General features: G+C 65.4%; 16 protein-coding genes and 8 pseudogenes. 9 read left to right on the top strand and 15 right to left on the bottom strand.

The annotated features are described in order from the left end of the window. Positions 1–15: 15 nt before the first annotated feature. From resB to IHQ52_RS07900, 6 genes are all read right to left on the bottom strand, one after another. Positions 16–1,776 carry a cytochrome c biogenesis protein ResB gene (gene resB, locus IHQ52_RS07925; protein WP_006438837.1) on the bottom strand — a complete coding sequence of 587 codons (1,761 nt, stop codon included), beginning with the start codon at positions 1,774–1,776 and terminating at the stop codon, positions 16–18. 13 nt (positions 1,777–1,789) lie between these two features. Then, on the bottom strand, positions 1,790–2,599 hold the full coding sequence (locus IHQ52_RS07920) for a cytochrome c biogenesis CcdA family protein (RefSeq protein WP_006438838.1): 810 nt from the start codon (positions 2,597–2,599) through the stop codon (positions 1,790–1,792). Further along, positions 2,599–3,192, bottom strand: a complete 594-nt coding sequence (locus IHQ52_RS07915; protein ID WP_006438839.1) for a TlpA family protein disulfide reductase — start codon at positions 3,190–3,192, stop codon at positions 2,599–2,601. The genes IHQ52_RS07920 and IHQ52_RS07915 overlap by 1 nt, the downstream gene beginning before the upstream one ends. A gap of 18 nt (positions 3,193–3,210) precedes the next feature. Next, positions 3,211–3,837, bottom strand: a complete 627-nt coding sequence (locus IHQ52_RS07910) for a histidine phosphatase family protein (protein WP_006438840.1) — start codon at positions 3,835–3,837, stop codon at positions 3,211–3,213. Continuing rightward, complete coding sequence (hemL, locus tag IHQ52_RS07905) at positions 3,837–5,186, bottom strand: glutamate-1-semialdehyde 2,1-aminomutase (protein WP_182155424.1); 1,350 nt, start codon at positions 5,184–5,186, stop codon at positions 3,837–3,839. Before hemL ends, IHQ52_RS07910 begins: the two co-directional genes overlap by 1 nt. A 97-nt stretch (positions 5,187–5,283) precedes the next feature. Then, complete coding sequence (locus tag IHQ52_RS07900) at positions 5,284–6,204, bottom strand: SGNH/GDSL hydrolase family protein (RefSeq protein ID WP_006438842.1); 921 nt, start codon at positions 6,202–6,204, stop codon at positions 5,284–5,286. A gap of 97 nt (positions 6,205–6,301) precedes the next feature. Here IHQ52_RS07900 and IHQ52_RS07895 point away from each other — a divergent pair, with 97 nt between their 5' ends. From IHQ52_RS07895 to IHQ52_RS07885, 3 genes and pseudogenes are all read left to right on the top strand, one after another. Beyond that, positions 6,302–7,786: an NAD-dependent succinate-semialdehyde dehydrogenase gene (locus IHQ52_RS07895; RefSeq protein WP_006438843.1), complete on the top strand. Its 1,485-nt coding sequence runs from the start codon at positions 6,302–6,304 to the stop codon at positions 7,784–7,786. 116 nt (positions 7,787–7,902) lie between these two features. Beyond that, entirely contained in the window at positions 7,903–8,505 is a 603-nt protein-coding gene (locus tag IHQ52_RS07890) for a YdcF family protein (protein WP_024498684.1), read from the top strand. Between the two features lie 143 nt (positions 8,506–8,648). Next, positions 8,649–9,715, top strand: a pseudogene (locus IHQ52_RS07885) (IS256 family transposase); the annotation flags it as partial. A gap of 36 nt (positions 9,716–9,751) precedes the next feature. Here the strand turns inward: IHQ52_RS07885 and IHQ52_RS07880 are convergent. Then, positions 9,752–10,993 (bottom strand): annotated as a pseudogene (locus IHQ52_RS07880) (IS3 family transposase). Between the two features lie 72 nt (positions 10,994–11,065). On the opposite strand from IHQ52_RS07880, the pseudogene IHQ52_RS23675 reads away from it, so the two are divergent. Further along, positions 11,066–11,254, top strand: a pseudogene (locus IHQ52_RS23675) (ATP-binding protein); the annotation flags it as partial. A gap of 67 nt (positions 11,255–11,321) precedes the next feature. Here IHQ52_RS23675 and IHQ52_RS23760 read toward each other — a convergent pair. Together IHQ52_RS23760 and IHQ52_RS07865 are read right to left on the bottom strand one after the other, a co-directional pair. Further along, positions 11,322–11,540 (bottom strand): annotated as a pseudogene (locus tag IHQ52_RS23760) (transposase); the annotation flags it as partial. A 96-nt stretch (positions 11,541–11,636) separates the two neighbouring features. Next, positions 11,637–11,786: pseudogene (locus IHQ52_RS07865) on the bottom strand (2Fe-2S iron-sulfur cluster-binding protein); the annotation flags it as partial. Positions 11,787–11,862: 76 nt separating this feature from the next. Between IHQ52_RS07865 and IHQ52_RS07860 the strand changes: the two are divergent. Beyond that, positions 11,863–12,963: a helix-turn-helix domain-containing protein gene (locus tag IHQ52_RS07860; RefSeq protein ID WP_210738472.1), complete on the top strand. Its 1,101-nt coding sequence runs from the start codon at positions 11,863–11,865 to the stop codon at positions 12,961–12,963. A gap of 469 nt (positions 12,964–13,432) precedes the next feature. Here IHQ52_RS07860 and IHQ52_RS07855 read toward each other — a convergent pair. Further along, positions 13,433–14,459, bottom strand: a pseudogene (locus IHQ52_RS07855) (IS481 family transposase). On the opposite strand from IHQ52_RS07855, the pseudogene IHQ52_RS07850 reads away from it, so the two are divergent. Beyond that, positions 14,458–15,669: pseudogene (locus IHQ52_RS07850) on the top strand (IS256 family transposase); the annotation flags it as partial. The pseudogenes IHQ52_RS07855 and IHQ52_RS07850 sit on opposite strands and share 2 nt — an antisense overlap. On the opposite strand, the gene IHQ52_RS07845 reads toward IHQ52_RS07850, so the two are convergent. Then, positions 15,591–15,851, bottom strand: a complete 261-nt coding sequence (locus tag IHQ52_RS07845; protein ID WP_232513111.1) for a DUF5313 family protein — start codon at positions 15,849–15,851, stop codon at positions 15,591–15,593. The pseudogene IHQ52_RS07850 and the gene IHQ52_RS07845 overlap by 79 nt on opposite strands. Positions 15,852–16,357: 506 nt before the next feature. Between IHQ52_RS07845 and IHQ52_RS07840 the strand changes: the two genes are divergently transcribed. Both IHQ52_RS07840 and IHQ52_RS07835 read left to right on the top strand, forming a co-directional pair. After that, positions 16,358–16,633, top strand: coding sequence for a type II toxin-antitoxin system Phd/YefM family antitoxin (locus IHQ52_RS07840; protein WP_006438783.1), 276 nt, complete (start codon positions 16,358–16,360; stop codon positions 16,631–16,633). After that, complete coding sequence (locus IHQ52_RS07835; protein WP_006438782.1) at positions 16,630–16,920, top strand: type II toxin-antitoxin system RelE family toxin; 291 nt, start codon at positions 16,630–16,632, stop codon at positions 16,918–16,920. The genes IHQ52_RS07840 and IHQ52_RS07835 overlap by 4 nt, the downstream gene beginning before the upstream one ends. Here the strand turns inward: IHQ52_RS07835 and IHQ52_RS07830 are convergent. Then, entirely contained in the window at positions 16,917–17,108 is a 192-nt protein-coding gene (locus IHQ52_RS07830) for a hypothetical protein (protein ID WP_006438781.1), read from the bottom strand. The two genes, IHQ52_RS07835 and IHQ52_RS07830, sit on opposite strands and share 4 nt — an antisense overlap. A 661-nt stretch (positions 17,109–17,769) precedes the next feature. Between IHQ52_RS07830 and IHQ52_RS07825 the strand changes: the two genes are divergently transcribed. Continuing rightward, the gene (locus IHQ52_RS07825) at positions 17,770–18,240 is read left to right on the top strand and encodes a hypothetical protein (RefSeq protein WP_006438780.1); all 471 of its coding nucleotides are present in this window, start codon (positions 17,770–17,772) and stop codon (positions 18,238–18,240) included. Positions 18,241–19,109: 869 nt separating this feature from the next. On the opposite strand, the pseudogene IHQ52_RS07820 reads toward IHQ52_RS07825, so the two are convergent. The 3 genes and pseudogenes from IHQ52_RS07820 to IHQ52_RS07810 all read right to left on the bottom strand — a co-directional run bounded on the left by IHQ52_RS07820 (position 19,110) and on the right by IHQ52_RS07810 (position 22,729). Then, positions 19,110–20,742: pseudogene (locus IHQ52_RS07820) on the bottom strand (long-chain fatty acid--CoA ligase). Between the two features lie 34 nt (positions 20,743–20,776). After that, on the bottom strand, positions 20,777–21,181 hold the full coding sequence (locus tag IHQ52_RS07815; protein WP_006438776.1) for an SCP2 sterol-binding domain-containing protein: 405 nt from the start codon (positions 21,179–21,181) through the stop codon (positions 20,777–20,779). 48 nt (positions 21,182–21,229) lie between these two features. Further along, entirely contained in the window at positions 21,230–22,729 is a 1,500-nt protein-coding gene (locus IHQ52_RS07810) for an aldehyde dehydrogenase family protein (RefSeq protein ID WP_006438775.1), read from the bottom strand. Positions 22,730–22,827 lie beyond the last annotated feature (98 nt).

Raw genomic sequence — 22,827 nt, 5'->3', positions numbered from 1 at the left:
CCTTTCGCCGGTAGCCTAGAGCCGCCGGGTCGCGCGCCGCGAGGTGGATACGTCTGCGTCGTCGGCGACGAGCGCAGCCGCCTGGTCCTCGAAACCCTCACCCCAGCCGGCCTGGTCGGTACGCGCCAGCCCGGCAATCTCTACTACAGTACGTCGTTTCCCATCGGATGGATCAACACCGTCAGGGTCAGCGCCGTCGCGACCAGCACCGTCGGGGTCATCACCATCGACCTGACCGGCGGTGACCACTGCCGGGACGAGCCGCGCCCAGATCCGTCTGCGTCGGATGAGCAGCGAGACCAGCAGTCCGCCGAGCATCACCACCGAGCTCACCAGCACCCAGATCTGCGCCGGGTCGTGGGAGACCTGCACCGACACCCACCGCTGGTAGCCGTCGAAGGTCACCGTCGTGCCGTCGGCGATGGTGTGGCTCTGTCCGGTACTCAGGTTCACCTGTGCCTGCCGCTGGAGCCGGCCCTGGTCGACGAGGTCCTGATCGAGCGAGTAGACGTTCTGCGGTTTGCCGGTGTCGAGGCCGGTGTCGCCCTTGTAGATCCGGATGGCGACCGCGGGATCGTCGGGCTCCGGGGACAGCGACGTCAGCAGCGTGCCGTGGTAGAGCGCGGTCGGCGCGAACAGGCCCTCGAGCGCGATCTGGTTCTTCCGACGTTCGTCGGCGTCGGGGTACAACCCGGCCGGGGTGTCGAAGCGCACCGCACCGGAGGACAGCATCGTCTGCAGCTGGTCGGGGACGAACGGGACGGTCTGGGTGCGCTTCTCCCCGTTGGGGAAGGTCACGCTGAACGTCGGGGCGAAACCGTTGCCCAGCACGTAGACCCGGTCACCGGCGACGCGCAGCGGCTCGTTGACGCGGACCGAGGTGCTGGTCCAGGTGTCCGGGGAACCGACCTTGGTGCCCTCGGCATAGCGGATCGTCGCGTCGTACATGTCGGGCTGTCCGCTGGGCAGGAAGGTCGCCGAGAAGTCGTCGACCCGGAAGCAGAACGGCGACAGGTCGGTGCCGTCGACCAGATTGCCGGCGCGGAAGGAGTCGTAGACGGCGGTCGAGGTGTTGCACATGCCCTGCTCGCCGTCGGCGACGAGGATTCGCGTGCCCTCGTATCCGAACATCTTGCCGGCCGCGATCGACACCAGGAGCGCCAGCAGCGCGAAGTGGAAGACGAGATTGCCGAACTCGCGGAGGTAGCCCTTCTCCGCGGACACCTCGACGCACCCCTCGGGATAGGCCTTGCTCGGTTCGCGGACGACGACCTCGCGCCGCCAGCCGCGGAGCCGGCCGTCGATGCGATCGGCGATCTCGTCCGGCGTGCCGTCGACGGTGTGCGTGACGTGCCGGGGCAACCGAGACAGGTTACGCGGCGTGCCGACGGGTTTGGCGCGCAGGCTGTGGAAGTGCTCGATCATGCGCGGCGTCAGGCAACCGACGAGCGAGACGAACAGCAGCACGTAGATCGCGGTGAACCAGGCGCTGGAGAAGACGTCGAACAGTTGCAGCCGGTCCATCCAGGTGCCGAGCGTGCCGCGTTCGGCGATGTACTCGAGCGTCTTCTGCTCGTTCAGGTCGCGCTGCGGGAGAAGCGCGCCGGGGATGGCGGCCAGGGCGAGCAGGAACAGCAGCAGCAGCGCGGTGCGCATCGACGTCAGCGACCGCCACAGGTTGCGCAGCGGCCAGAGCACCCGGCGCCGGGTCCAGTGCGGCTTCGGCGCGCCGGTTTCGGGGGTGTCCACCTGGGTACGGTCGGTGACGTCGGTCATGGCTGCAGCACGCTCAGATCGGTAGTTGGGTGTCGGTGACGAAGCGGACCTGAACCCAGACGATGAACTGATCCCACCAGCCGGTGAGCAGGGCGACGCCCACGGCGATGAGCAGGACGCCGCCGACGACTTGGATGGTTCGGGCATTGCGGCGCAGCCAGCCGAGGCTGCGCAGTGCCCACGCCGAGGAGAACGCCAGCACGACGAACGGCAGGCCGAGGCCCAGGCAGTAGGCGACGATCAGGGTCACGCCCTTGGCCGCGGTCGCGCCCTCGGTACCGCTGACCGTCGCGATCACCGAAGCCAGGGTCGGGCCGAGGCACGGCGTCCAGCCGAGCGCGAAGACCGCGCCGAGCAGAGGTGCGCCGACGATGTTGGAGACCCGTACCGGCTCGAACCGGACCTCACGCTGGAGAGCCGGGATGAGGCCGATGAACACGAGGCCCATGGCGATGGTGACCACGCCGCCGATGCGTTGCAGCAGTTCACGATTCAGGACAAAGGTACTGGTCACGCCGAGGACGGTCGCGGTGGCCGCGACGAAGACGACGGTGAAGCCGAGCACGAACAGACCGGCGGCGAGCGCGACCCTCGAACGCCCGTTCTTGGAGCCCTCCCCGACCTTCACCGCCGGGGCCTCGGCGCCGACCAGTCCCGCGAGATACGACAGATAGCCGGGGACGAGCGGCACGACGCACGGCGAGGCGAAGGAGACGAGTCCGGCCAGCAGACATGCCGCGAGCGCAAGCAGGAGCGGCCCGCTGGTCACCGTGTCGGCGAAGGTGTCGCCGATGGACGCGGCGATAACGGTCGAGGACGTCATCAGGCCGAACCCGCCGGTTCCGCGGCGACTCGCTTGACGACCTCGTCGAGTTCCTTGTCGGAGACGGCCTTGAGGAAGACCGCGGCGGGCCGGTGCTGCCGGTCGAGGACGATCGTCGTCGGGACCACCGAGGTCGGGGTGGTCAGTGCCGCCAGCGACAGGCCCGGGAAGTCGTAGATCGACGGGAACCCGACCTTGCGGTCGATCACGAAGTCCTTCGCGGAGTCGCGGTCGTCGCGCAGGTTGATGCCCAGGAACTCGACGCCGTCGTCACGATTGTCCTCGTAGACACGTTCGAGGTCGTCGGCCTCTCCGCGGCAAGGTCCGCACCACGAACCCCAGACGTTGATCACCACGACCTTGTCGGCGAACCGTGCGTCGGACAGCGCCAGCGGCTGACCGCTGACCAGATCCTCACCCTCGAGGCCGGCGATCGGTTTGCGATCGGCGGGTTCGTAAGTGATGACGGTCTGTCCGCCGGGCGAGACGAACTGGAAGGTGTTCCCCTGCGCGACCGCGTCGTCACCCGTGCTGCAGCCGCTGATCAGCAGGATCAGGGCCGACAGCACTGCCGGCAGAAGGAACTTGCGCACTACTTCTCTACCTTTGTTTCACGCACCGGTGGCCAGCGGGTCGGAGGCCCCGGCCGGCTCGGAGTAGATGATGTCGACGAGGGCGTCGTCGTCGTAGATGAGGCTGGTCAGCGAGGCCAGCGAGCACTGCCGGCGGCGCGGGTCGTGCCACAGGCGCTGGCCTTCGAGGAAGCGACGCAGCGTGTAGACGGGCAACTGGTGGCTGACGCACACCGCCTCGTGACCGCGTGCGGCGTCGCGGGCTCGGTTGGCCGCCGCCAGCATGCGGTGCGCGAGCTGGATGTACGGCTCACCCCACGACGGGGTGAACGGGTCACGCAGCTTGGGCCAGTGCCTCGGCTTGCTCAGCGCGCCGTCACCGACGGAGACCTTGAGACCCTCGAAGACGTTGTCGGCCTCGATGAGGTCGTCGTTGGTCTGGATGAACAGGCCGTGGGCCGAGGCGATGGGGGTCGCGGTCTCCTGCGCGCGCTGCAACGGCGAGGCGAAGACGGCCTTGACGTCGTGGTCGGCGAGAGTGTCGGCGACAATCTGCGCCTGTGAGCGGCCGGCGCCGGAGAGCCGGAATCCGGGGAGGCGGCCGTAGAGGATGCCCTCCGGGTTGTCGACCTCTCCGTGGCGCATCATGTGGACGATCGTGTGCATCAGGCGTTGTCCCCCGGGGTGGCTGCGGTAGCGGCTGCCTGCGCTGCCACGGGCAGCGCGTCGGCGATCTGCGAGAAAGCATCCTCGTCGAGTGCGGCGGACACAAACCACGCCTCGAAGGCACTCGGCGGTGCGTACACCCCTCGTTCGAGAAGAGCGTGGAAGAACGGCGCGAATCGCCAGGTCTGCGTGGCGTTCACGCTCGCGTAGTCGAAGATCGGGATCTCCGGGGCGGTAGTGAAGAACACACTCAGCAGGTTGCCCGCCTTCTGCACGCGATGGCCCACACCGGCCGCGGTGAGCGCCTCGGTGAGCAGCCCGGCGAGACGGTCGGCGTTGGCGTCGAGCTTGCTGTAGACCTCGTGGTCGGCGTGACGCAGGGTCGCGAGGCCAGCGGCCACCGCGACCGGATTACCCGACAGCGTGCCCGCCTGATAGACCGGGCCGGTCGGCGCGAGGCGTTCCATGACGTCGGCGCGACCGCCGAACGCCGCCGCGGGCAGGCCACCGCTCATGACCTTGCCGAAGGTGTAGAGGTCGCCCGCGACGCCTTCGAGGCCGTACCAGCCGCTCGGGCTCACGCGGAACCCGGTCATCACCTCGTCCATGATCAGCAGGGCGCCGTGGCGGCTGGTGAGTTCGCGCAGCCCGGCATTGAAACCGTCGACCGGCGCGACCGCACCCATGTTGCCCGCGGCGGCCTCGGTGATGACCGCGGCGATGTCGTCGCCGAACTCCTCGAAGGCCTTCGCGACGGCCTTGAGGTCGTTGTACGGGAGCACGAGGGTGTCGTGTGCCGACGCACCGGTGACACCCGGGCTGGTCGGCAGGCCCAGCGTTGCCACACCCGACCCGGCGGCGGCGAGCAACGCGTCGACGTGGCCGTGGTAGCAGCCGGCGAACTTGATGATCTTGGAGCGGCCGGTGAATCCGCGTGCGAGCCGGATCGCCGACATGGTGGCCTCGGTGCCCGAGTTCACCAGTCGCACCCGCTGCACGGGGTCGACGCGGCCGATGATCTCCTCGGCCAGTTCGATCTCGCCCTCGGTGGGCGCACCGAACGACAGGCCACCGGAGGCTGCGCGCTGCACGGCCTCGACGACGGCAGGATGAGCGTGACCGAGGATCATCGGACCCCACGAGCTGACGAGGTCGACGTAGGTCGCGCCGTCGGCGTCGGTCAGGCGGCACCCTTGGGCGCTCGCGATGAAGCGCGGGGTCCCGCCGACCGCGGAGAAGGCGCGGACCGGAGAGTTGACGCCGCCCGGGATGACCTCGGCAGCGCGGGCGAACAGCGCGGCGGAAGTGTCTGCATGCTCGACGATGGGGCCATCAGCGGAAGGGGTCACGGCCTACAGTGTTCCAAATGGCACCGAGTGACCCAAATCGCCGCTGGTGAGAGGGTGCTCCGGGTCACGCGGGGGTGTCCGAAGGGTACGTTTCGGCTCAGTTCGCGAGCGCCTTGCGGACCTGTTCGGCGATGGCCTCCTGACCCCGCTCGTTGGGGTGGACACGAGCGGGCCCTTGCGCCGTCATCGGTTCGATCCAACGTTGTGGCCCCGCACAGGCGTCGTGCCCCACGGAGACCGGCAGCATGTCGACGAACCGGACACCTTCGTCCTCGGCGGCGCGTCGACCGTAGTCGTTGAGTTCGGTCTGGAGCCTGCGGATCATCGGGACATCGCCGACGGCGAGCTTCATCTCGGGGTAGCAACCGATGGTCGGCGGCATCAGCCACGGGTAGCCGACGAGCAGGATCTTCGCGCCCGAAGCCTTGACCTTCACGTCGCGCAGTGCCGCACGGATCGCCGGATAGATGTCCTTTCCGACCGGCTCGATCAGTGACTGCCCGTAGCGATCCGTGCAGGGCGAGCCCAGTGGATTCGTGTCCGCCGCCTGGCTGCACAGCTCGATCGCCCGCCCGTAGGTCCGTTTGTCGTTGCCCCCGATCATCACCGTGACGACATCGGTGTCCATGCCGAGCGCGTCGAGTTGCGGTGGCACCCCCTCGTGCTGGGCCGCGCGGAAGTCGGCGGTCTCGGCGCCGGCGCAGCTGACGTCGGTCAGCGCGAGGTTCTCTTCCGCGGCCACGATGTGCGCGAAGTTCTTCGACGAGCGCTGGCAGTAGATCGGCGAATCCTCCACCAGCGGACGGACACCGGTGCCCGCACTGAAGCTGTCTCCGAGGTTGACGTAGCGGGTGCTGCCGTCGTCGGCGGTCTGTGCCGCGGCGGGTGCCTGAGCTCGCCCTGTGCTTCCCGCGGCGTCGTCGCCCGAGCATCCGGTCGCCAGGGTCGCGGCCACCGCGAGCAGTCCGAGGCCGCGGATCGCGGTGCCGAACCACCGGCGTCGGTTTCGTGCGTCCACCCAGCCATCGTGCGTCCGCGCGAAGGCGGTCGGCAACCCTGCCGGTGCCGGTAGCGTGAAAATCGGCCCGGCCACGACACGGAGGACGTGAAACGACATGAGCTCCAGCGAAGTCAGTGAGAAGGACGTGCTCGACCCGCAGGCGATTCTCGACGGGGTGCCGGCCGGCCTGTGGATCAACGGCCACTCGACGCCGGCCGCCGATGGCGCCACCTTCGAGGTGTACGACCCGGCCACCGAGGAGTCGCTGACATCGGTGGCCGACGCCGGCGTCGAGGATGCCCGCTCCGCCCTCGATCACGCAGTCGCGGCGGCCGAGGACTGGGCCGCGACCCCCGCCCGCGAGCGGGGCGAGATCCTGCGACGCACCTTCGAGTTGCTCACCGACCGGGCCGACGACATCGCGATGCTGATGACCCTGGAACTCGGCCGCGCCCTCCCCGACAGCCGCGCGGAGACGAAGTACGGAAACGAGTTCCTGCGCTGGTTCGCCGAGGAGGCGGTCCGGATAGGCGGCCGGTTCACGCAGGCCCCGGCCGGCAACGGAAGAATCCTCGTCGCGCATCAGCCGGTCGGGCCGTGTCTGGCGATCACGCCGTGGAACTTCCCGCTCGCGATGGGCACGCGCAAGATCGGTCCGGCGCTGGCTGCCGGCAATGTCATGATCGTCAAGCCCCCGCGGGAGACGCCGCTGACGATGCTGGCCCTGGCCGAGGCCTTCGCCGAGGCGGGACTGCCGCCCGGCGTGCTGTCGGTCCTTCCGACGAGTTCGAGCGGCGAGGTGTCCACCGCGCTGATCACCGACGACCGGATTCGCAAGATCAGCTTCACCGGCTCGACGCCGGTGGGCCGCAATCTGCTCGGGCAGGCCGCCGAACGGGTGCAGCGCACCTCGATGGAACTCGGTGGCAACGCACCGTTCCTGGTGTTCGACGACGCCGAAGTCGACGCCGCGGTCGAGGGTGCATTCGCGGCCAAGATGCGTAACGGCGGCGAAGCCTGCACCGCGGCCAACCGTTTCCTCGTGCAATCCGGTGTGGCCGAGGAGTTCACCTCGAAACTCGTGGAGAAGATGTCGGACGTCAGGATGGGCCCCGGCTACAAGGAGGGCGTGACACTCGGACCGCTCGTCAACGCCGACCAGCGGGACAAGGTCGCGGCCGCCGTCGAGCAGGCCGTGAACGAAGGCGCCCGCGTGCGGCTGGGCGGAGAACGTCCTGGCGGTCGCGGGTTCTTCTACCCGGCAACGGTTCTCGACAACGTAGACCCCTACGCCCCGGTGACGCGGGAAGAGATCTTCGGCCCGGTCGCGGTGATCAGCACCTTCGACGACGAGGACGACGCGATCGCCGCCGCCAACTCCACCGAGTACGGCCTGGCGTCGTACTTCTACAGTCGCGACCTGGAACGCTGCATGCGCGTCGCGAGCCGCCTCGACTCGGGCATGGTCGGGGTGAACCGTGGCGTGATCTCTGACGCGGCAGCACCGTTCGGTGGGATCAAACAGTCGGGCATCGGCAGCGAGGGCGGCAGCGAGGGCATCGACGAGTATCTCTCGGTGAAGTACATCGCGCTCACGTGACCTGGCGGTCGAGGGGTAGTTCGACTGCAATGTGAGGCGTTACGTGTGTGACTGGTGATTCAGTTGTTACTGGATTGACACCCGTCCGCACCTGCGTGTCCCTAGACTCCGAGGGCATGCGTCTGAGAAGAATGGTGCCCGCGATCGCCGTGGCCGCGGCTGTGACGACGGCCGGTGTCGCCGTCACCACCACGGGCGATCCCAGCACGGCGAAGGTCGAATCAGCCGCCACCAGTTTGGATTTCGGCAGTGTCGACTTCGGCAGCTCCGAGCTCGGGACCCCCAACAGCGTGTTCCTATGGGAGAGCCCGCCGACCCGCTACATCGTCGTGCTGGGCGCCAAGTTCGGCACCCTCGGCCAGACACCGCAGATCATGACCCAACGACTCAACGTCGCGGCAAATCTCGCGAAGAAGCATCCGTTCAATCGGATCATCGCCTCCGGCGGCGACACCCACTGGCTGCCCATCGCCGAGGCCCAGTTCATGAACATCGGACTGATCCGACGCGGAATCCCGGTGTGGCAGATGGTCAACGAGGTCGCGTCGACCTCGACGGTGCAGAACGCCCAGAACACGGTGGCGATGCTGAAACGGATGGGCGGGACCGGCGCACTCATCGTCACCAACGGCTTCCACATGGAACGCGCGATGAAGAACTTCCGCGACGCCGCCCGCGCCCAGGGCGCGCGGCTGGTGTTCCGGCCGGCGTACGCGTAACCACTTCCCCGCGGGGCGGTCCCCCTCCCGCCCGACCGGTTCCCTCCCGCTTATTGGTTCCGCTGACTGCCAGCCGGGACTGTCGCTGATTCGGTGTAAGTGGTTTTGATCGCCCCCGGCGTGGGGCAGGAGGAATAACGACGATGACCGACACAATCGAGGGCGTGGATGCCCCGGTGGCAGGGCCAGTTCAGACTGGTCGAGAACACGATGTCACCACCGCGGATGCGGTGCGTGAGCTCTCGAAGGCCGAGCAGGCCTTGGTGAGCGATCTGGTCCGTAGCTCACGCGCGCAGGGAGTGGCTTTGACCGGTCCTGACGGGCTGCTCAAGGCATTGACCAAGAGCGTGCTTGAAGCCGCGCTCGATGAGGAGATGACCGAACATCTTGGCTACGACAAACATGACGTGGCCGGCCGCAACACCGGCAATTCACGCAACGGCACGCGCACGAAACGGGTGCTGACCGACGCGTGTGGGCAGGTGCCGATCGAGGTGCCCCGCGACCGCAACGGCACCTTCGACCCGGTGATAGTGGGTAAGAGCAAACGTCGCGTCACCGATGTGGATCAGGTGGTGCTGTCGCTGTACGCCAAGGGGCTGACGACCGGGGAGATCTCAGCGCATTTCGCCGATGTCTACGGTGCGTCGGTGTCGAAAGACACCGTCTCCCGAATCACGGATCGGGTCATCAAGGAGATGGTGAGTTGGTGGGCACGCCCGCTGGAGAAGGTGTATGCGGCGGTGTTCATCGACGCGATCATGGTCAAGATCGGTGACGGGCAGGTGCGTAACCGGCCGATCTACGCCGCGATCGGTGTTGATCTCGACGGGCACAAAGACATCCTCGGCATGTGGGCCGGCGACGGTGGCGGCGAGTCGGCCAGGTTCTGGCTGGCGGTGCTCACCGACCTCAAGAACCGGGGTGTCCGCGACATCTTCTTCGTGGTCTGTGACGGCTTGAAAGGGTTGCCCGACAGTGTGTTGCCGCGTTCCCGTTGGCCACGGTACAGACGTGCATCATCCATCTGATCCGGAACACCTTCAAGTACGCCTCCCGCAAGTACTGGGACAAGATCAGCGCCGATCTCAAACCGATCTACACCGCGCCGACCGCCGCTGAGGCCCGGCTGCGATGGGAGGAATTCGCTGAGAAATGGGGCACGCCGTACCCGGCGATCGTGACCCTGTGGGAGAGCGCGTGGGAGGAGGGGCCTTGACCCCGGATGGTGGACACGGGATTTGGATTAGGCAGCTTCTGACAGCGTAGCGAATGTGTAGGTGTTTTCGTAGCTGGCCGGGCTGGAATAGGCGCAGCGGGAGTGCCGTCGTCGGAGGTTGTAGCGGACCAGCCAGCGGAACACGTCGCGGCGGCAGGTAGCAGCGTCGGGCCACTGGCTGCGGTCCTGCAGGATCCCGCGTTTGAGGCTGGCGTTGAACGATTCGGCGAGCGCGTTATCGGCACTTGACCCCACCGCGCCCATAGACTGGACAACGCCCAGTGCTGCGCAGAGTATCGCGAAATCCTTTGAAGTGTACTGGGCGCGTTCAATCGGTCGATGCAACACCGTGGAACACTGCACCGGTCAGGCCCTTGCGCAGCGCCGCAGCGGCTTTGAGGGCGTCTTCGACCAGTTCGGTGCGCATATGATCGGCGATCGCCCACCCCGCGACCCGGCCGGAGAAGCAGTCGATCACCGTCGCCAGATACAGATTCGACCCGGTGGCCAACGGCAGATAGGTGATGTCGCCGACATACTTAACGTTCGGTGCCGCGGCGGTGAAATCCCGTTTCAGCAAGTCCGGGACCTTCTGGTTCGCTGGATCCGGCGTGGTGGTCTTGACCCGCCGTCGCCGCCGGTAGCCGGCGATCCCGGCGCTGCGCATCACCCGGGCCACCCGCTTGTGGTTGACCCGCTCACCTTCGGGAGCACCGTCGTTGAGTTCAGCGGTGATCCGCGGCGCCCCGTAGGTGTTGTCTTCGTCGTGCACGGTGCGGATCCGGGCTTCCAGCTCCTGGTCAGCGGCGATGCGGGCAGCTCGGCCGTCGGCGCCGGCCAGCCAGGCATAAAACGACGATCGCGCGACCTCGACGATCGCGCATAGCCACTTCACCGGGTAGGCGTCGCAGTGGTCGGCGACGAACTGAAAGAGGCTCACCAGTTCGTCTCCCCGGCGAAATATTTGGCCGCCGACCGCAGGATGTCACGCTCGGTGGCCAACCGAGTCTTGTCAGCCCGCAACGCCTGGTTCTCGGCCCGTAGCCGGGCCAGCTCCTGGTCAGGGCTCTCGACACCCGCTGGGGCTGCACCCGCCGCAGTCGGGTTGCGGTGCCGGATCGGCACACCAGCGCTCTTACACCACGCCGACAGCGTCACCCCAGAGATGCCGAGTTCATCGGCAATCTGCGTGATCGTTGCGCCCTCGGTGTCTCGGTACAGCTCTACCGCGTCCCGTTTGAACTCGTCGGGATAACTCTTCCTTGCCATCGGTGTCGATCATCTCGCTTCCCCCGCCAATCTTGCGGGATTCAGCGTGTCCAACACCCGGGGTCAGGGTCCTCCTCCATCGTCACATCCAACCGAGAACCCGCCGTATGGCTCACCATGACCGCCGACGCGCTACTGGCCCAATCGGCCATCGACCGACTCACCTCACGCGCGCACACCCTCGTCATCGAAGGCCCCTCCTACCGCCAACGACACCGACCCGGACTTGACCGACCCAACCCCGCAGAGCATCCTCAATAACGCGCCAAGGTGGTCCCATCCTCGTGGCAATCCAGGCGGTCCCATAGCAGTGGCAAATGACAGTCTGCTTCAAAATCGTGTTCGCTCGCCGCAGCTCACGGTTCTCCCGTTCCAGCTGCGCGATGCGTTCGGCGTCGCTGCTTGTGGTACCCGGCCGCACGCCACCATCGACCTCGGCCTGCTTGACCCACGTCCGCAGCGCTTCAGGATGCACGCCGAGTTGCTCAGCGATCCGTTTGAGCGCACCCGGCCGCGTAGCCGAGTCCTGACGGGCTTCCACCGCCATCCGCGTTGCCCGCTCCTTCAGCTCAACGCTGTACTTCCGAGGTGCTGCCATGCTCTCTATCCTTCCCAGGTTCGAGAGCCTCCGACAAACCCGGCCAATGACATGGCAGGTACCGCAGGCCGCCTCACCGCCGCAATCCCCGCCGATTCCCGGAACCGCCTCGTCCACTGCGGTTTGCATCAATGACTTGCCAGGCGTCAGCGTGGCGGGACAGTTGTCTCCGTTATGGGTGATATGGGGTGATATGGGTGATCGTGGCCATGGCCGCCTCCTTGATCGTGAGTGCTTCCTCGAGTCTGGACGCATCGGGTTCACCCAATCCATGGCCCAACGTCGCAATGAGTTGCTAAATTGGCTCACTGTGATCCCTCCTGTTGAACCTGGGGTGCCCCCCTTGGCGTTCGCGCAGCTTCTCGACTGCGGTGCGCTGGGGGAGGAGGAGACCCGAGCGTTCAGCCGAATCATGATCAGGGAGCAGGTCGACCTCAGATCACTAATACAGCGAGAGGCGCAAGTGCCGGTGCGGTGGTTTCGTGAGGTCTACCCAAATATGGGACCCCGCGACGGGTTTCGGCTGGGTGTCGCGTTCGCCAAACACGCCCAGCTAACTTCTTTCGGCCCACTGAGCCTGCCGCTGGTCAGCGCTGGGTCTGTCGCTGAAATCGTTGAGCTGCTTCGATTCCTGCCCTTGATCACAACCGCGCTGAGCGCAGATTTTCACCATGGCGACACTGGTCTGACCATCACTCTTGCTGGGCGCACCGACAGCGCCGGTACTGACTGCTTCGCCGTCACCTACGGGGGCCTGGCCGTACTACGCCTGGTGGAGATACTTGCCGGTGCTGTCCCATCGGTGGAATTACACCTGACCTGCCCAGCACCGACCGCGCCGCCAAACGAAGGGGACGTCGCGCACCGGCTTGTCTTTGATGCACCGGGATCGTTCGTGCAGATTCCGGCTCACGTGCTCCATGAGGTGTGCCGCTTCTCAGACCCCGTTGCCTACCGGGTCGGTATCGCTGAAATGCGACGTATTTTCAACCAGCGGCACAATAGCCCATATACGCAGCTCGTCCGCGCTCAGTTCGAGACAGGCCCTGCTCGAATCGACGGCAATCAGATCGCCAGAGAGCTAGCGATCTCAGTGAGTACGCTCAAGCGCCACCTCCAGGCCGAAGGCACCACATTGCGTCGCCTGCGGCAGGAGTTCATGAGGGAGCGTGCCATCGTCCGTCTCTTGGATCCCGGAGTAGGAGTTGGTCAAATCGCTGCCGAACTGGGGTACTGCGATGTTGCGAGCTTCTCCCACGCGTTCACACGTTGGGTCGGCTGCTCTCCGTCGCACTTCCGACACACCCGTGCGGGTCAACAACGTCGACAATCGGCAGCCCCTGATGTTGTCAGTCCTGGCGTAGAAAATTGACAAAGAAGCTGTCAACAATGGACGAATCTGCATATCGCTGGAAGTGCGCCAAATCCACTTTCGCGAACTCGCCAACAGCAGAGAAGAAGACCTGTTGCTCGATCGTCCCGGTCGCTTCGGATGCGTAGCAGGTGATCGGTGCTCTCAACTAATCACGCGGTGAGCCGCACAGGTACGTGCAAAGGCACCGGCCGACGGTACCTGACGGTAAGTGTGCGGGTGACCCCGGGGGTGCCGGCGGGCATCGAGCGGCAGAGGAACCGACGGGATCGCTCACCGACTGAAGGGCGTGGGCCTGAGTCGAGGATCTGACAGGTCTAGCGGTCGAGATAGAGGCGTGCTGCGTGGCGTTTGGCGGCGGCTTGGTGTTCTTCGGCTGCGCGGAGCGTGTCGCGGAGGGTTGCGAGGGCTTCGGTGATGCTGGCGATGGCTTCGGCGGGTGTGGTGGGGGCGCCGAGGGTGTCGACGGCTAGATGTACTGACCCGCCAGGTTGGGTACGCGGTCGGCGGGTGAGTCGCCTCTGAGTGCGGTGTGGCTGCGTTCGTGATTGTAGATGCGCAGGAACTCGTCGAAGGCGGCCACGCGTTCGGTCTCGCTGTTGTAGGGGCGGGCGTAGGCCCATTCCTCTTGCAGTGTGCGGTTGAATCGTTCCACCTTGCCGTTGGTTTGCGGCCGGTACGGTCGTGTCCATTTGTGTTTGATCCCGTTGTCGGCCAATTGTTTCCGGAACATTCTGGACCGGTAACAGGACCCGTTGTCGGTCATCACCCGTGTGGTCGTGACGCCGATCGAGGCAAAGTGGGCCAAGGCACGCGTCATGAACGCGGTCGCGGTTTCCTTCTTCTCATCAGCGAGGATCTCCGAATAGGCGTATCGGGAGTGATCATCGACGGCGTGGTGCAGGTAGGCGTATCCCAGGTTGGGGCGGCCATGCACGGTGCGGGGCCGGGACGTGATCGCGATGGGCACTGGAATTGCGGCCGCCTCGGGCGCGGCCGTGCACGCGGTGCCCACCACCGTCGGGGATCCTGCCCAGCTTCTTGATGTCGACGTGGATCAAGTCCCCGGCAGCTTCGCGTTCATACCGGCGAACCTCACGTCGTCGTGCACGCACCGGTGCTCCGGTGGCCGGGTCGGTCCACGACAACCGCACACACTGGTACCGGGTGAGGATGCGGTGGACTGTGGACACGTTCAACCCCAGGTGGAACCCGATCCGAGCTGGTCCCCAACGGCGCGACACGCGTAACCCCACCACCCGGCGTTCCCGGCGACGGGTGGTGCGATGCGGGCATGAGCGGGGCCGGCTTGAGCGGTCAACCATCCCTGCGGGCCCGTGGTCGCGGTAGCGGTCGGCCCACCGTTTGGCCGTGGTCACCGAGACATTGAAACGGTCCGCGGCACGCCGCAGCGGCCACCCATCCTCGACAACACACCGAGGGGGTGTCAGATGGTCTGTGTAAGTCCAGTGCTCATCAGTGAGAGGACAATCCATGAGCATGGCGTTAGACGACAAGCAGCAGAGTCACGACGACGAGCAGTTGCCTGAGCTGGCCGAACCGCGCTCGACCGCGGAAGTGGCCGAGGCATTGCAGGCCTCGGGCATGGTCGATGAGTTGCTCGCCCAGATCGATACCGGACAGGTCCAGATCACCGGAGAGGGCGGATTGATCCCGGGCCTGATCAAGCTGGCCCTCGAACGCGGTTTGAAGGCCGAGCTGACCGATCACCTCGGCTATGCCAAGGGTGATCCGGCCGGTCGGGAGTTGCCCAACGCCCGCAACGGTTCGAGCCCGAAAACGGTGGCCTCTGAGGCCGGGCCGGTCGAGCTGAACATTCCTCGTGACCGTGACGGGACGTTCACCCCGCGGCTGGTCCCGAAGGGCTCCCGCCGTCTGGGCGGTCTCGATGACATCATCATCTCGCTGTACGCCGGCGGCATGACGTTGCGCGATATCCAACACCATTTGGCCTCCACGATCGGCACCGATCTCTCGCACGAGACGATCTCCAAGATCTGCGACGAGGTCCTCGACGCGGTCGACGAATGGCAGAACCGGCCGCTGGAGCCGTTGTATCCCGTCATCTACCTCGACGCGCTGGTGGTGAAGGTCAAAGACGGCGCCCACGTCCGAAACAAGCACGCCCACATCGCTATTGGCGTCGACATGGCCGGCATCAAGCATGTGCTGGGCATCTGGATACAGGCCGAAGAAGGCGCCAAGTTCTGGGCCGGGGTGTGTGCGAATCTGGCCAACCGCGGCGTCAAGGACGTGCTGATCGTGTGCTGCGATGGGCTCACCGGATTCCCCGAGGCAATCGAGGCGACCTGGCCGCTGGCCACCGTGCAAACCTGTGTGGTGCATCTGATCCGTAACTCGATGCGGTTCGTCAACTACAAAGACCGCAAAGACGTGGCCCGGGCGATCAAACCGATCTACACCGCCCCCGATGCCGAGACCGCTCGGCGTGAGTGGGAGGCTTTCCGGGACTCAGAGCTGGGAGTTAAATATCCGAGTGCGGCACTGGCATTCGACCGCGCGTGGGATCGGTTCATCCCGTTCCTGGCGTTCCCTCCCGAGCTGCGCAAAGTCATCTACACCACGAACTCGATCGAGTCATTGAACTACCAGCTGCGCAAGGTCATCAAGAACCGCGGCCATTTCCCCAACGACATCGCGGTCCGCAAACTGTTGTGGCTGGCCAGGGCGATTGTGAAGTAAATCAGCGGTATGAGTATGTATATCATCATAAGGATAGATACCCATAGGGGTCCTGGCACTAACAAGAACAATAGAAGTAAGGGGAGGACAGGAATTGTCCAACGCATTAAGTATCTTGCGTCGGCCCCTGGTCCTGTTAGGTCATGAAGAACCCAATCCTGCATGTCGTCGGGTAGTCGACCACCCAGGTTGTACCACAACCATTGACGGAAAGATGGCTTCGTCATCTGGTGATGATGACATTTCGGGTCCCGCTCGACGTATCGGTGGTGACCACGGAAGCGCGACGGGCGCGCCAGCCTCCGCGGCGGCGACGTTCCAGATCGCTTTGCCGAACTCCTGCAGAAGGTAGGGGCAGCCGCCGCCGCTGGCGATGACCGAGATGTCTGTCGGTAGCGCCAATCGAATCTGGTTGACAGTCGATGTGACGCAGGAGTCGGCGCGTTTGGTCTGCAAGGTCGGCGGGTTCGTAATCTTAGGTAGCCGTCATCGGGTCTCAACTGGGCGACAAAAGTCTCCGATGTGATGTCATCTGACACTGAGGCCAGGGCCGCCGCTGGGCGGAAGCGAAGGCATGGCATGACACCCCACCTGCGGAAATGTCATAATTACTATTATCGTCTAAAAGTCTGGCTATCGCCAGGCCAGTTTAACGGCTACACTGGACGGCATGACGACAGTGCCACTGGGTGAAGCCAAGGACAAGCTCTCCGCGCTGGTCGACAGCGCCGAAACCACGCACGACATCATCACGATCACCAAGCACGGCAAACCCGCCGCGGTACTGATGTCGGCCGACGATCTCGAATCGCTGCACGAGACGATCTACTGGCTCTCACGTGCCGGTGTCCGCGACGACGTCGCTACCGCCGACGCCGAGTACGCCGCCGGCCACACCGTCTCCATCGACGACCTGCGCGCCGAACACGGCATGCCGCCGAAATGAGCGACGCTCCGACAGACTCGCCCGCCCCGTACCGGGTCGAGGTCGCATCCCCAGCTCGCCGCGACCTTCAACGCCTTCCATCCCGGATCGTCCACGCCGTCATCGAATTCATCTCCGGACCTCTCGCTGGTAACCCGCACCGGCTCAGCAAGCCGCTGCGCAACGACCTCGCCGGCCTCCACAGCGCCCGACGCGGCGACTACCGCGTCCTGCTCCGCATCGACGACCCGAACCACACCATCGTTGTCGTCAGAATCGACCACCGTGCCCACGCCTATCGCACCTAACTGACTGTGGCAATGCATACCTGGACGAAGGAGAGAATGTCGTGAACGACCCCGGGAACACGCTCGATCAGGCTATCGACCAGCTCTACGACCCCATCATCGCTCTGCAACGCCAGGCGCTCGACATCGAGCGCGATTACCGTGACCTCGCCCAACGCGACGATCTTGCCGTCGACACCTCGGCGCACCGACCACGCCCGCCGAAGCGATCGCTAGCATCACCGAAGCCCTCGCATCGCTCCGCGACACGCTCCGCGCTGCCGAAGAACACCAAGCCGCCGCCAAACGCCACGCAGCACGCCTCTACATCGACCGCTAGACCTGTCAGATCTCGACTCAGACCCGCGTCCTCAGCCGGTTGAGTAATCCCGTCGGTTCCTCTGCCGCTCGATGCTCGCCGGCCACAGTTTCCGCTAAGGCCTCCACCGGAACCAGCCCCGGAAGATCGCCGTCGAGTCGCCACGGCGGGCGACTGAACGACGCCCACCACGCCGTGCACAGCCCCGCCGACTGGTCGTCTTCCCAGCGAATACGCAACGTGGACCTCACCACGGTTCCGCCGGTCCGATAAGGAAACTCAAACACCGTCGTATGGCCGACCTCCGCCGCAGGAACAACACATCGGACCTCAGATGTACCCATACCGTCGAATCCCCCTGCCTCCCCAATAGACCCGTTTCCAATCCCCACCCATCCGAGTAATGCCGCTCGACAACCGCCAGACAGCTCGGACACAAGCACAATCACGGCGTGATCCAAAAAGGTTACAGCGCAAAGGGTCACAGCACCCGCGCAAGTTGCTGCTCGCAAGACCATCGACGTCGGGCACCTACAGTAGTGTGGCGACACATGACAATGAAGACGATCACCACTCGGGCTCTGGTCACCGTCGCCGCACTGTCGACACTGCTACTGGCAGTTCCCTTGACGGCATCGGCAGCCCCGGCACCACGACTCGGCGTCCTCGGAGACGACATCTGGGTCATGGGAAACAACGCCTTCTGCCACGGAGCCATCCACGTCGGAATCGACACCAACCCCGCCAAACGAGGCCAGGCCACCATCTCCCTCACCTCACGCGGATTCACCGGCAACCAACCCGCCTGGGGACGCAACCCCTCCTGCAAAATCAACGTCGCGATCGGTTACTGGTCAGGCATCCAGTACCGCGAGAAAATCATACCGATGGACCTCGGCCCGCGACCGCAAGCACCGGTCCGCGTGAACCTTCGCGGAGTCGGAGAGGGCATCAACCTCATGTCCTTCACCACCCACCCCAACCTGAACAAAGGCGTCTCCTACTACGTCCAAATCCCGTAGTTCCCGACACCAAACCCCAGACCTCAACACCCCCGGGCGCCACTGGCATCCGGGGGTGTCGACGTCGCGACGGCCCCTCGTCGTCGAAGCACCCCTGCTTCTGTCCCATGTGCCCGGAGCGCGCCCGGCGGTTCGTCAAGCTCAGCGCCGCCCACCACAGCGCGGCCAGGGTCGCGAGGGCGATCGGGGCGGCGATGAACAGGACCCAGAACCAGCCGACACCTGCTCCGGCGATGACGTACACCGGGTCTGGTGACGCAGGCAGCAGGTAGTCGCGAGCCGGGGACGGCCGGATCAGGAACTGTTGGGCGGCGGGCCAGACCTTCGTGTAGCCCAGGACGCCGGCTACCGCCGCCGCAGTCAGCAGAATCCAGCGCCACCCTTCGGCCGCCTGCTTCTGATCGGCGGCCGACTCACCTGGCACATAGGGGTGGTTGAGTTCGGCGCTGCTGGTGGCGTACGGCCGGCTCGACGGCGCGGGCCCGGCAGAGGTCTTGCCGGGGACAGCCCCCTGCCGGTGGCCATCACGGTCGGTCCTTTCGCTTGGTCGGGGCGGGCGACAGCGGATGCGCGCCGTCGGTCACGGTGAGGCGTGCTCGATCGGGATCACACCGGGGTCTGGCGCCGCGGTGTCAGCAGCCGGCGCCGGTGCCGGGCCGGCGGGATCTCTCCGGCGTCGACGGTCGCATCCACAGCCCCGCCAACGATCAGGCGATGTTGACGGCGCGTCGCTGTCGCTGACGCGGTGATCGCCGTGCGTGGCTGTGTCAGCGGCCTAACGGCGATGGATGCTGCGCAATTGCCAGATCATCGTAGTCATCCTGCAAAGGGGGACGAAAATGGTCGCGCGTCAACGCTGCAGTTAGCAGTCACCGCACCGTGGTGATGCTGAGCTTGCCGTCCGCATGGTAGGCGCGCAGCAGCTTCTTGTCGAACTTCCCTACACTGGTGCGGGGAATCTGCTCGATGAACGTCCACTGTTCGGGAAGCCACCATCGTGGAACCTGTTGGGCCAGCCAGGATTTGATCTCTTGGGGCGCAATGTGGAGTCCATCCTGCAGCACGACCGCAGCGAGGGGGCGTTCCTGCCATTTTGGGTCGGGCACGCCGATTACCGCCGCCTCGAACACGGCTGGGTGCCCGGTCAGGATGTTCTCTAGTTGCACCGATGAAATCCATTCGCCGCCGGATTTGATGACATCCTTGGCACGGTCGGTCAAAGTCAGAAAGCCGTCGGCGTCGATGCGCCCGACATCCCCAGTGCGCAACCAGCCGTCGTGGAATTTGTCGTCGTCGGCACCCTGGTAGTACGCGCCTGTTACCCAGGGCCCGCGGACTTCCAGTTCCCCCACCGCTTGACCGTCGTGCGGCAGCACTGAACCGTCATCGGCGACGAGACGCATCTGGACTCCGCACACGGGGCGGCCTTGGGTCGTTCGCATCTCCTGTGCCCGCTCGGGCGGTGCCGTTGCCGACGGGCGTGCGATGGCGGCCAGCGGCGAGGTTTCGGTCATTCCCCAGGCCTGCAACACCGTGACGCCCAGGCGCTCCTCGAATGCCTCTATCAAGGCGCGCGGCACCGCGGAGCCGCCACAGACCACCAGCCGCAGCGATGAGAAGTCGCAGGTGCCGACGCGTCCCGTATGGGAGAGGACGTCATTCCAGATTGTCGGTACGGCGCCCGCTATGGTCGGGCGCTGCTCGTGCACCATCCGGCTGATCGCGTCGGCCTGCAGGAATCGGTCGGGCATCAGCAGGTCGGCCCCTGCCATCAGCGCTGCGTAGGGCAGCCCTCATGCGTTGGCGTGGAACATCGGCACGATCGGGAAGACGCGATCGCCCTCGCCGACGCCCAGCCCGTTTGTGGTGCATGCGGCCATCGAATGCAGGTATAAGGATCGGTGGCTGTACACCACCCCTTTGGGGTCGCCGGTGGTGCCGCTGGTGTAACACATTGCCGCTGCGGAGGTTTCTTCGACTGTAGGCCAAGGGAACTCGTCACCCTCAGCGGCGAGCAGCTCGTCGTAATGGGCTACTTCGGGCCCGTTGCCGCGCAGCAGCTCGACAGCATCGCCGCCGCCAGTGACCACCACCGCCCGCACCGAGGGCGCATCCGCCAACAGCGGGGCCAGCAGTGGCGTCAGGGACGCGTCGACGATGATGACCGTGTCTTCGGCGTGGTTGACCACGTAGCGGATTTGATCGGCCGAGAGTCGGATATTGATCGTGTGCAGGACAGCACCCATGGCGGGTACCACGCAATAGGCTTCCAGGTGTTCCTGGTTGTTCCACTGGAACGTGGCGACGCGGTCGTCGCCGGTCACACCGAGACGTCGCAGCGCCCAAGGCCAGTTGGGCCGACCGCTGGCCGATCTGCAGGTAGTTTGCAGCGCGAAGGCCCTGTTCGGTGGCGCTGATCACCTGCTTGGCGCCGTGTACGCCGCTAGCATGCGCCAGGATCGAGGCGACCGACAGCGGAGCGGCCTGCATGGTGGAGTGCATCAGCGATTCCGCCCGCCACAAGCCATGTCGACGTTCACAGTTCGAGGTCGCTGCGGCCGTCGGCGGCCAGCATCGCGGTGTAGGTGGGAAAGAGCAGTTTGGCGGTGGGGACGAGCTTGATGACTTTCTGCACCGGGCCCTTGGCGCGGACCTGTCCCTTGGCCATGGCCAGCGACAGGTTCACTTTGCCCTGCCAGAATCGGTTGCCGGTGTCTGCCGACATGAACAACTCGACATCGGGTGTGATGTCGGTGGCGCCGGCGAGCACTGTCGCGTTGGGAAGGTCCACCGTCACAATCGCCTCGGGATCGGTGTAGTTGATTTGCAGCACAACACCCGAGGCGGACAGCTTGGGCCCGATGTCGGGATCTGCTAGGCCCTTCTCGAACACCCCGCCGATGTATTTGTGCACCTCTGCCTCGTCAGTGAAAACGCCCATGGCGGTGATCCTTTCGTGTCGTTGATCGCCAAAGCTGGAAGATCCGGGCTAGTCCAAGCCGATCCACACGGACTTGGTTTGGGTAAAGCCGAGCAGGGACTCCTCGCCAAGATCGCGCCCGTATCCGGACGCCTTGTAGCCACCGAACGGTGCCGCGGGGTCCAAGACGTTGTACAAGTTGACCCACACAGTGCCAGCCTGAAGCTCCCTGGCCACTCGGTGCGCGCGTTTGAGGTCGTCGGTCCACACCCCCGCTGCCAGTCCGTACGCGCTGGCATTGGCCCGGCGCACCGCCTCGGCTTCGTCGTCGAAGGTCAACACCGACAGCACCGGCCCGAAGATCTCCTCGGTGGCGATCGTCATGGCGTCGTCGACGTCGGTGAACATGGCCGGCGTCAAGAAGTGGCCGTGACTCAGTGCGCCGCCGGGTCGCTGGCCGCCGCAGAGCAGGGTGGCGCCTTCCTGGGTGCCGGCGCGCAGGAAACCTTCAACGCGGTCGCGCTGGGTGGCTGAGACCAGGGGCCCCATCTCGGTGCTGTCATCGAGGCCGTGACCGAGCTCGATCGCCCGGGTCGCGGTCTCCAGCTCGGCGAGCAGTTCGTCACGCACGTCGCGGTGAACGAACAGGCGCGACCCTGCACAACACACCTGCCCTTGGTTGAGGAAGATGGCGGCCAGTGCCCCCTGGGCCGCGGCTTTGAGGTCGGCATCCGGGAAGACAATGTTGGCTGATTTGCCACCCAGTTCCAGGGTGAGTTTCTTGATGCTGGGTGCGCTGGCGGTGATTATCCGGCGACCGGTTTCCGTCGAGCCGGTGAACGACACTTTGGCCACCCGGGGGTCTTCGATGAGGGCCTGGCCGGCGGAAGAACCGAGCCCGGTGACCATGTTGAGCACACCCGGAGGTAGTCCTGCCTCGAGAGCGATCTCGATCAGCCGCAATGCGGTCAGCGAGGTGTGCTCTGACGGCTTGAGCACGACCGTGTTGCCGGCGGCCAGGGCGGGCGCCACCTTCCACGACGCGATCAGCAGCGGAAAGTTCCACGGCGCGATCGCGCCGATGACGCCCAGCGGTTCCCGTTGCGTATACACCAGTGCCTCGCCCACCGGTGGTGAGACGGGCAGGGTCTGGCCGCCAAGTTTGGTTGTCCAGCCACCGAAGTAGCGCCAGATTTGACTGACCAATCCGATATCGATGTACAACGATTCCGTCAGCGGTTTGCCGTTGTCGAGCGTCTCGAGAGTGGCGAGTTCCTCGGCATGCGCCTCGATCGCGTCGGCGACGTCGAGCAGTATCCGGCCGCGGGCGGCCGGGCTCAGGCGACGCCAGTGTTCAAATGCCTCGCTCGCCGCGTCGACCGCCCGCGCCACGTCGATCGGACCACCCGCTGCGATGGTGGCCAATACGGCGCCGGTCGCCGGATCGGTGGTCACAGCCTCGGCTCCGTCGGCGGCCCCAAGCTTGTCCGCCCCGATGACGATGCTCGCCGACGCACCACGCAAAAACGTTTGCAGCGTCTCAGGTATGTCGATTGATAGCGTGGTCATCACAATTCCTTTGTTTGCCTGCATGTTTGTTGTAGGTGGGCGCTCTGTGCAGTGTCCGGTGATGACTCACCGGCCTCGGGTCTAACATGGTCACGGCC

Origin of the sequence: Gordonia amicalis (assembly GCF_022059885.1) — a bacterium.
GTDB classification, from domain to species: domain Bacteria; phylum Actinomycetota; class Actinomycetes; order Mycobacteriales; family Mycobacteriaceae; genus Gordonia; species Gordonia amicalis.
The sequence above is the reverse complement of the archived record's forward strand: the minus strand, read 5'-3'. Positions and strand labels throughout refer to the sequence as shown.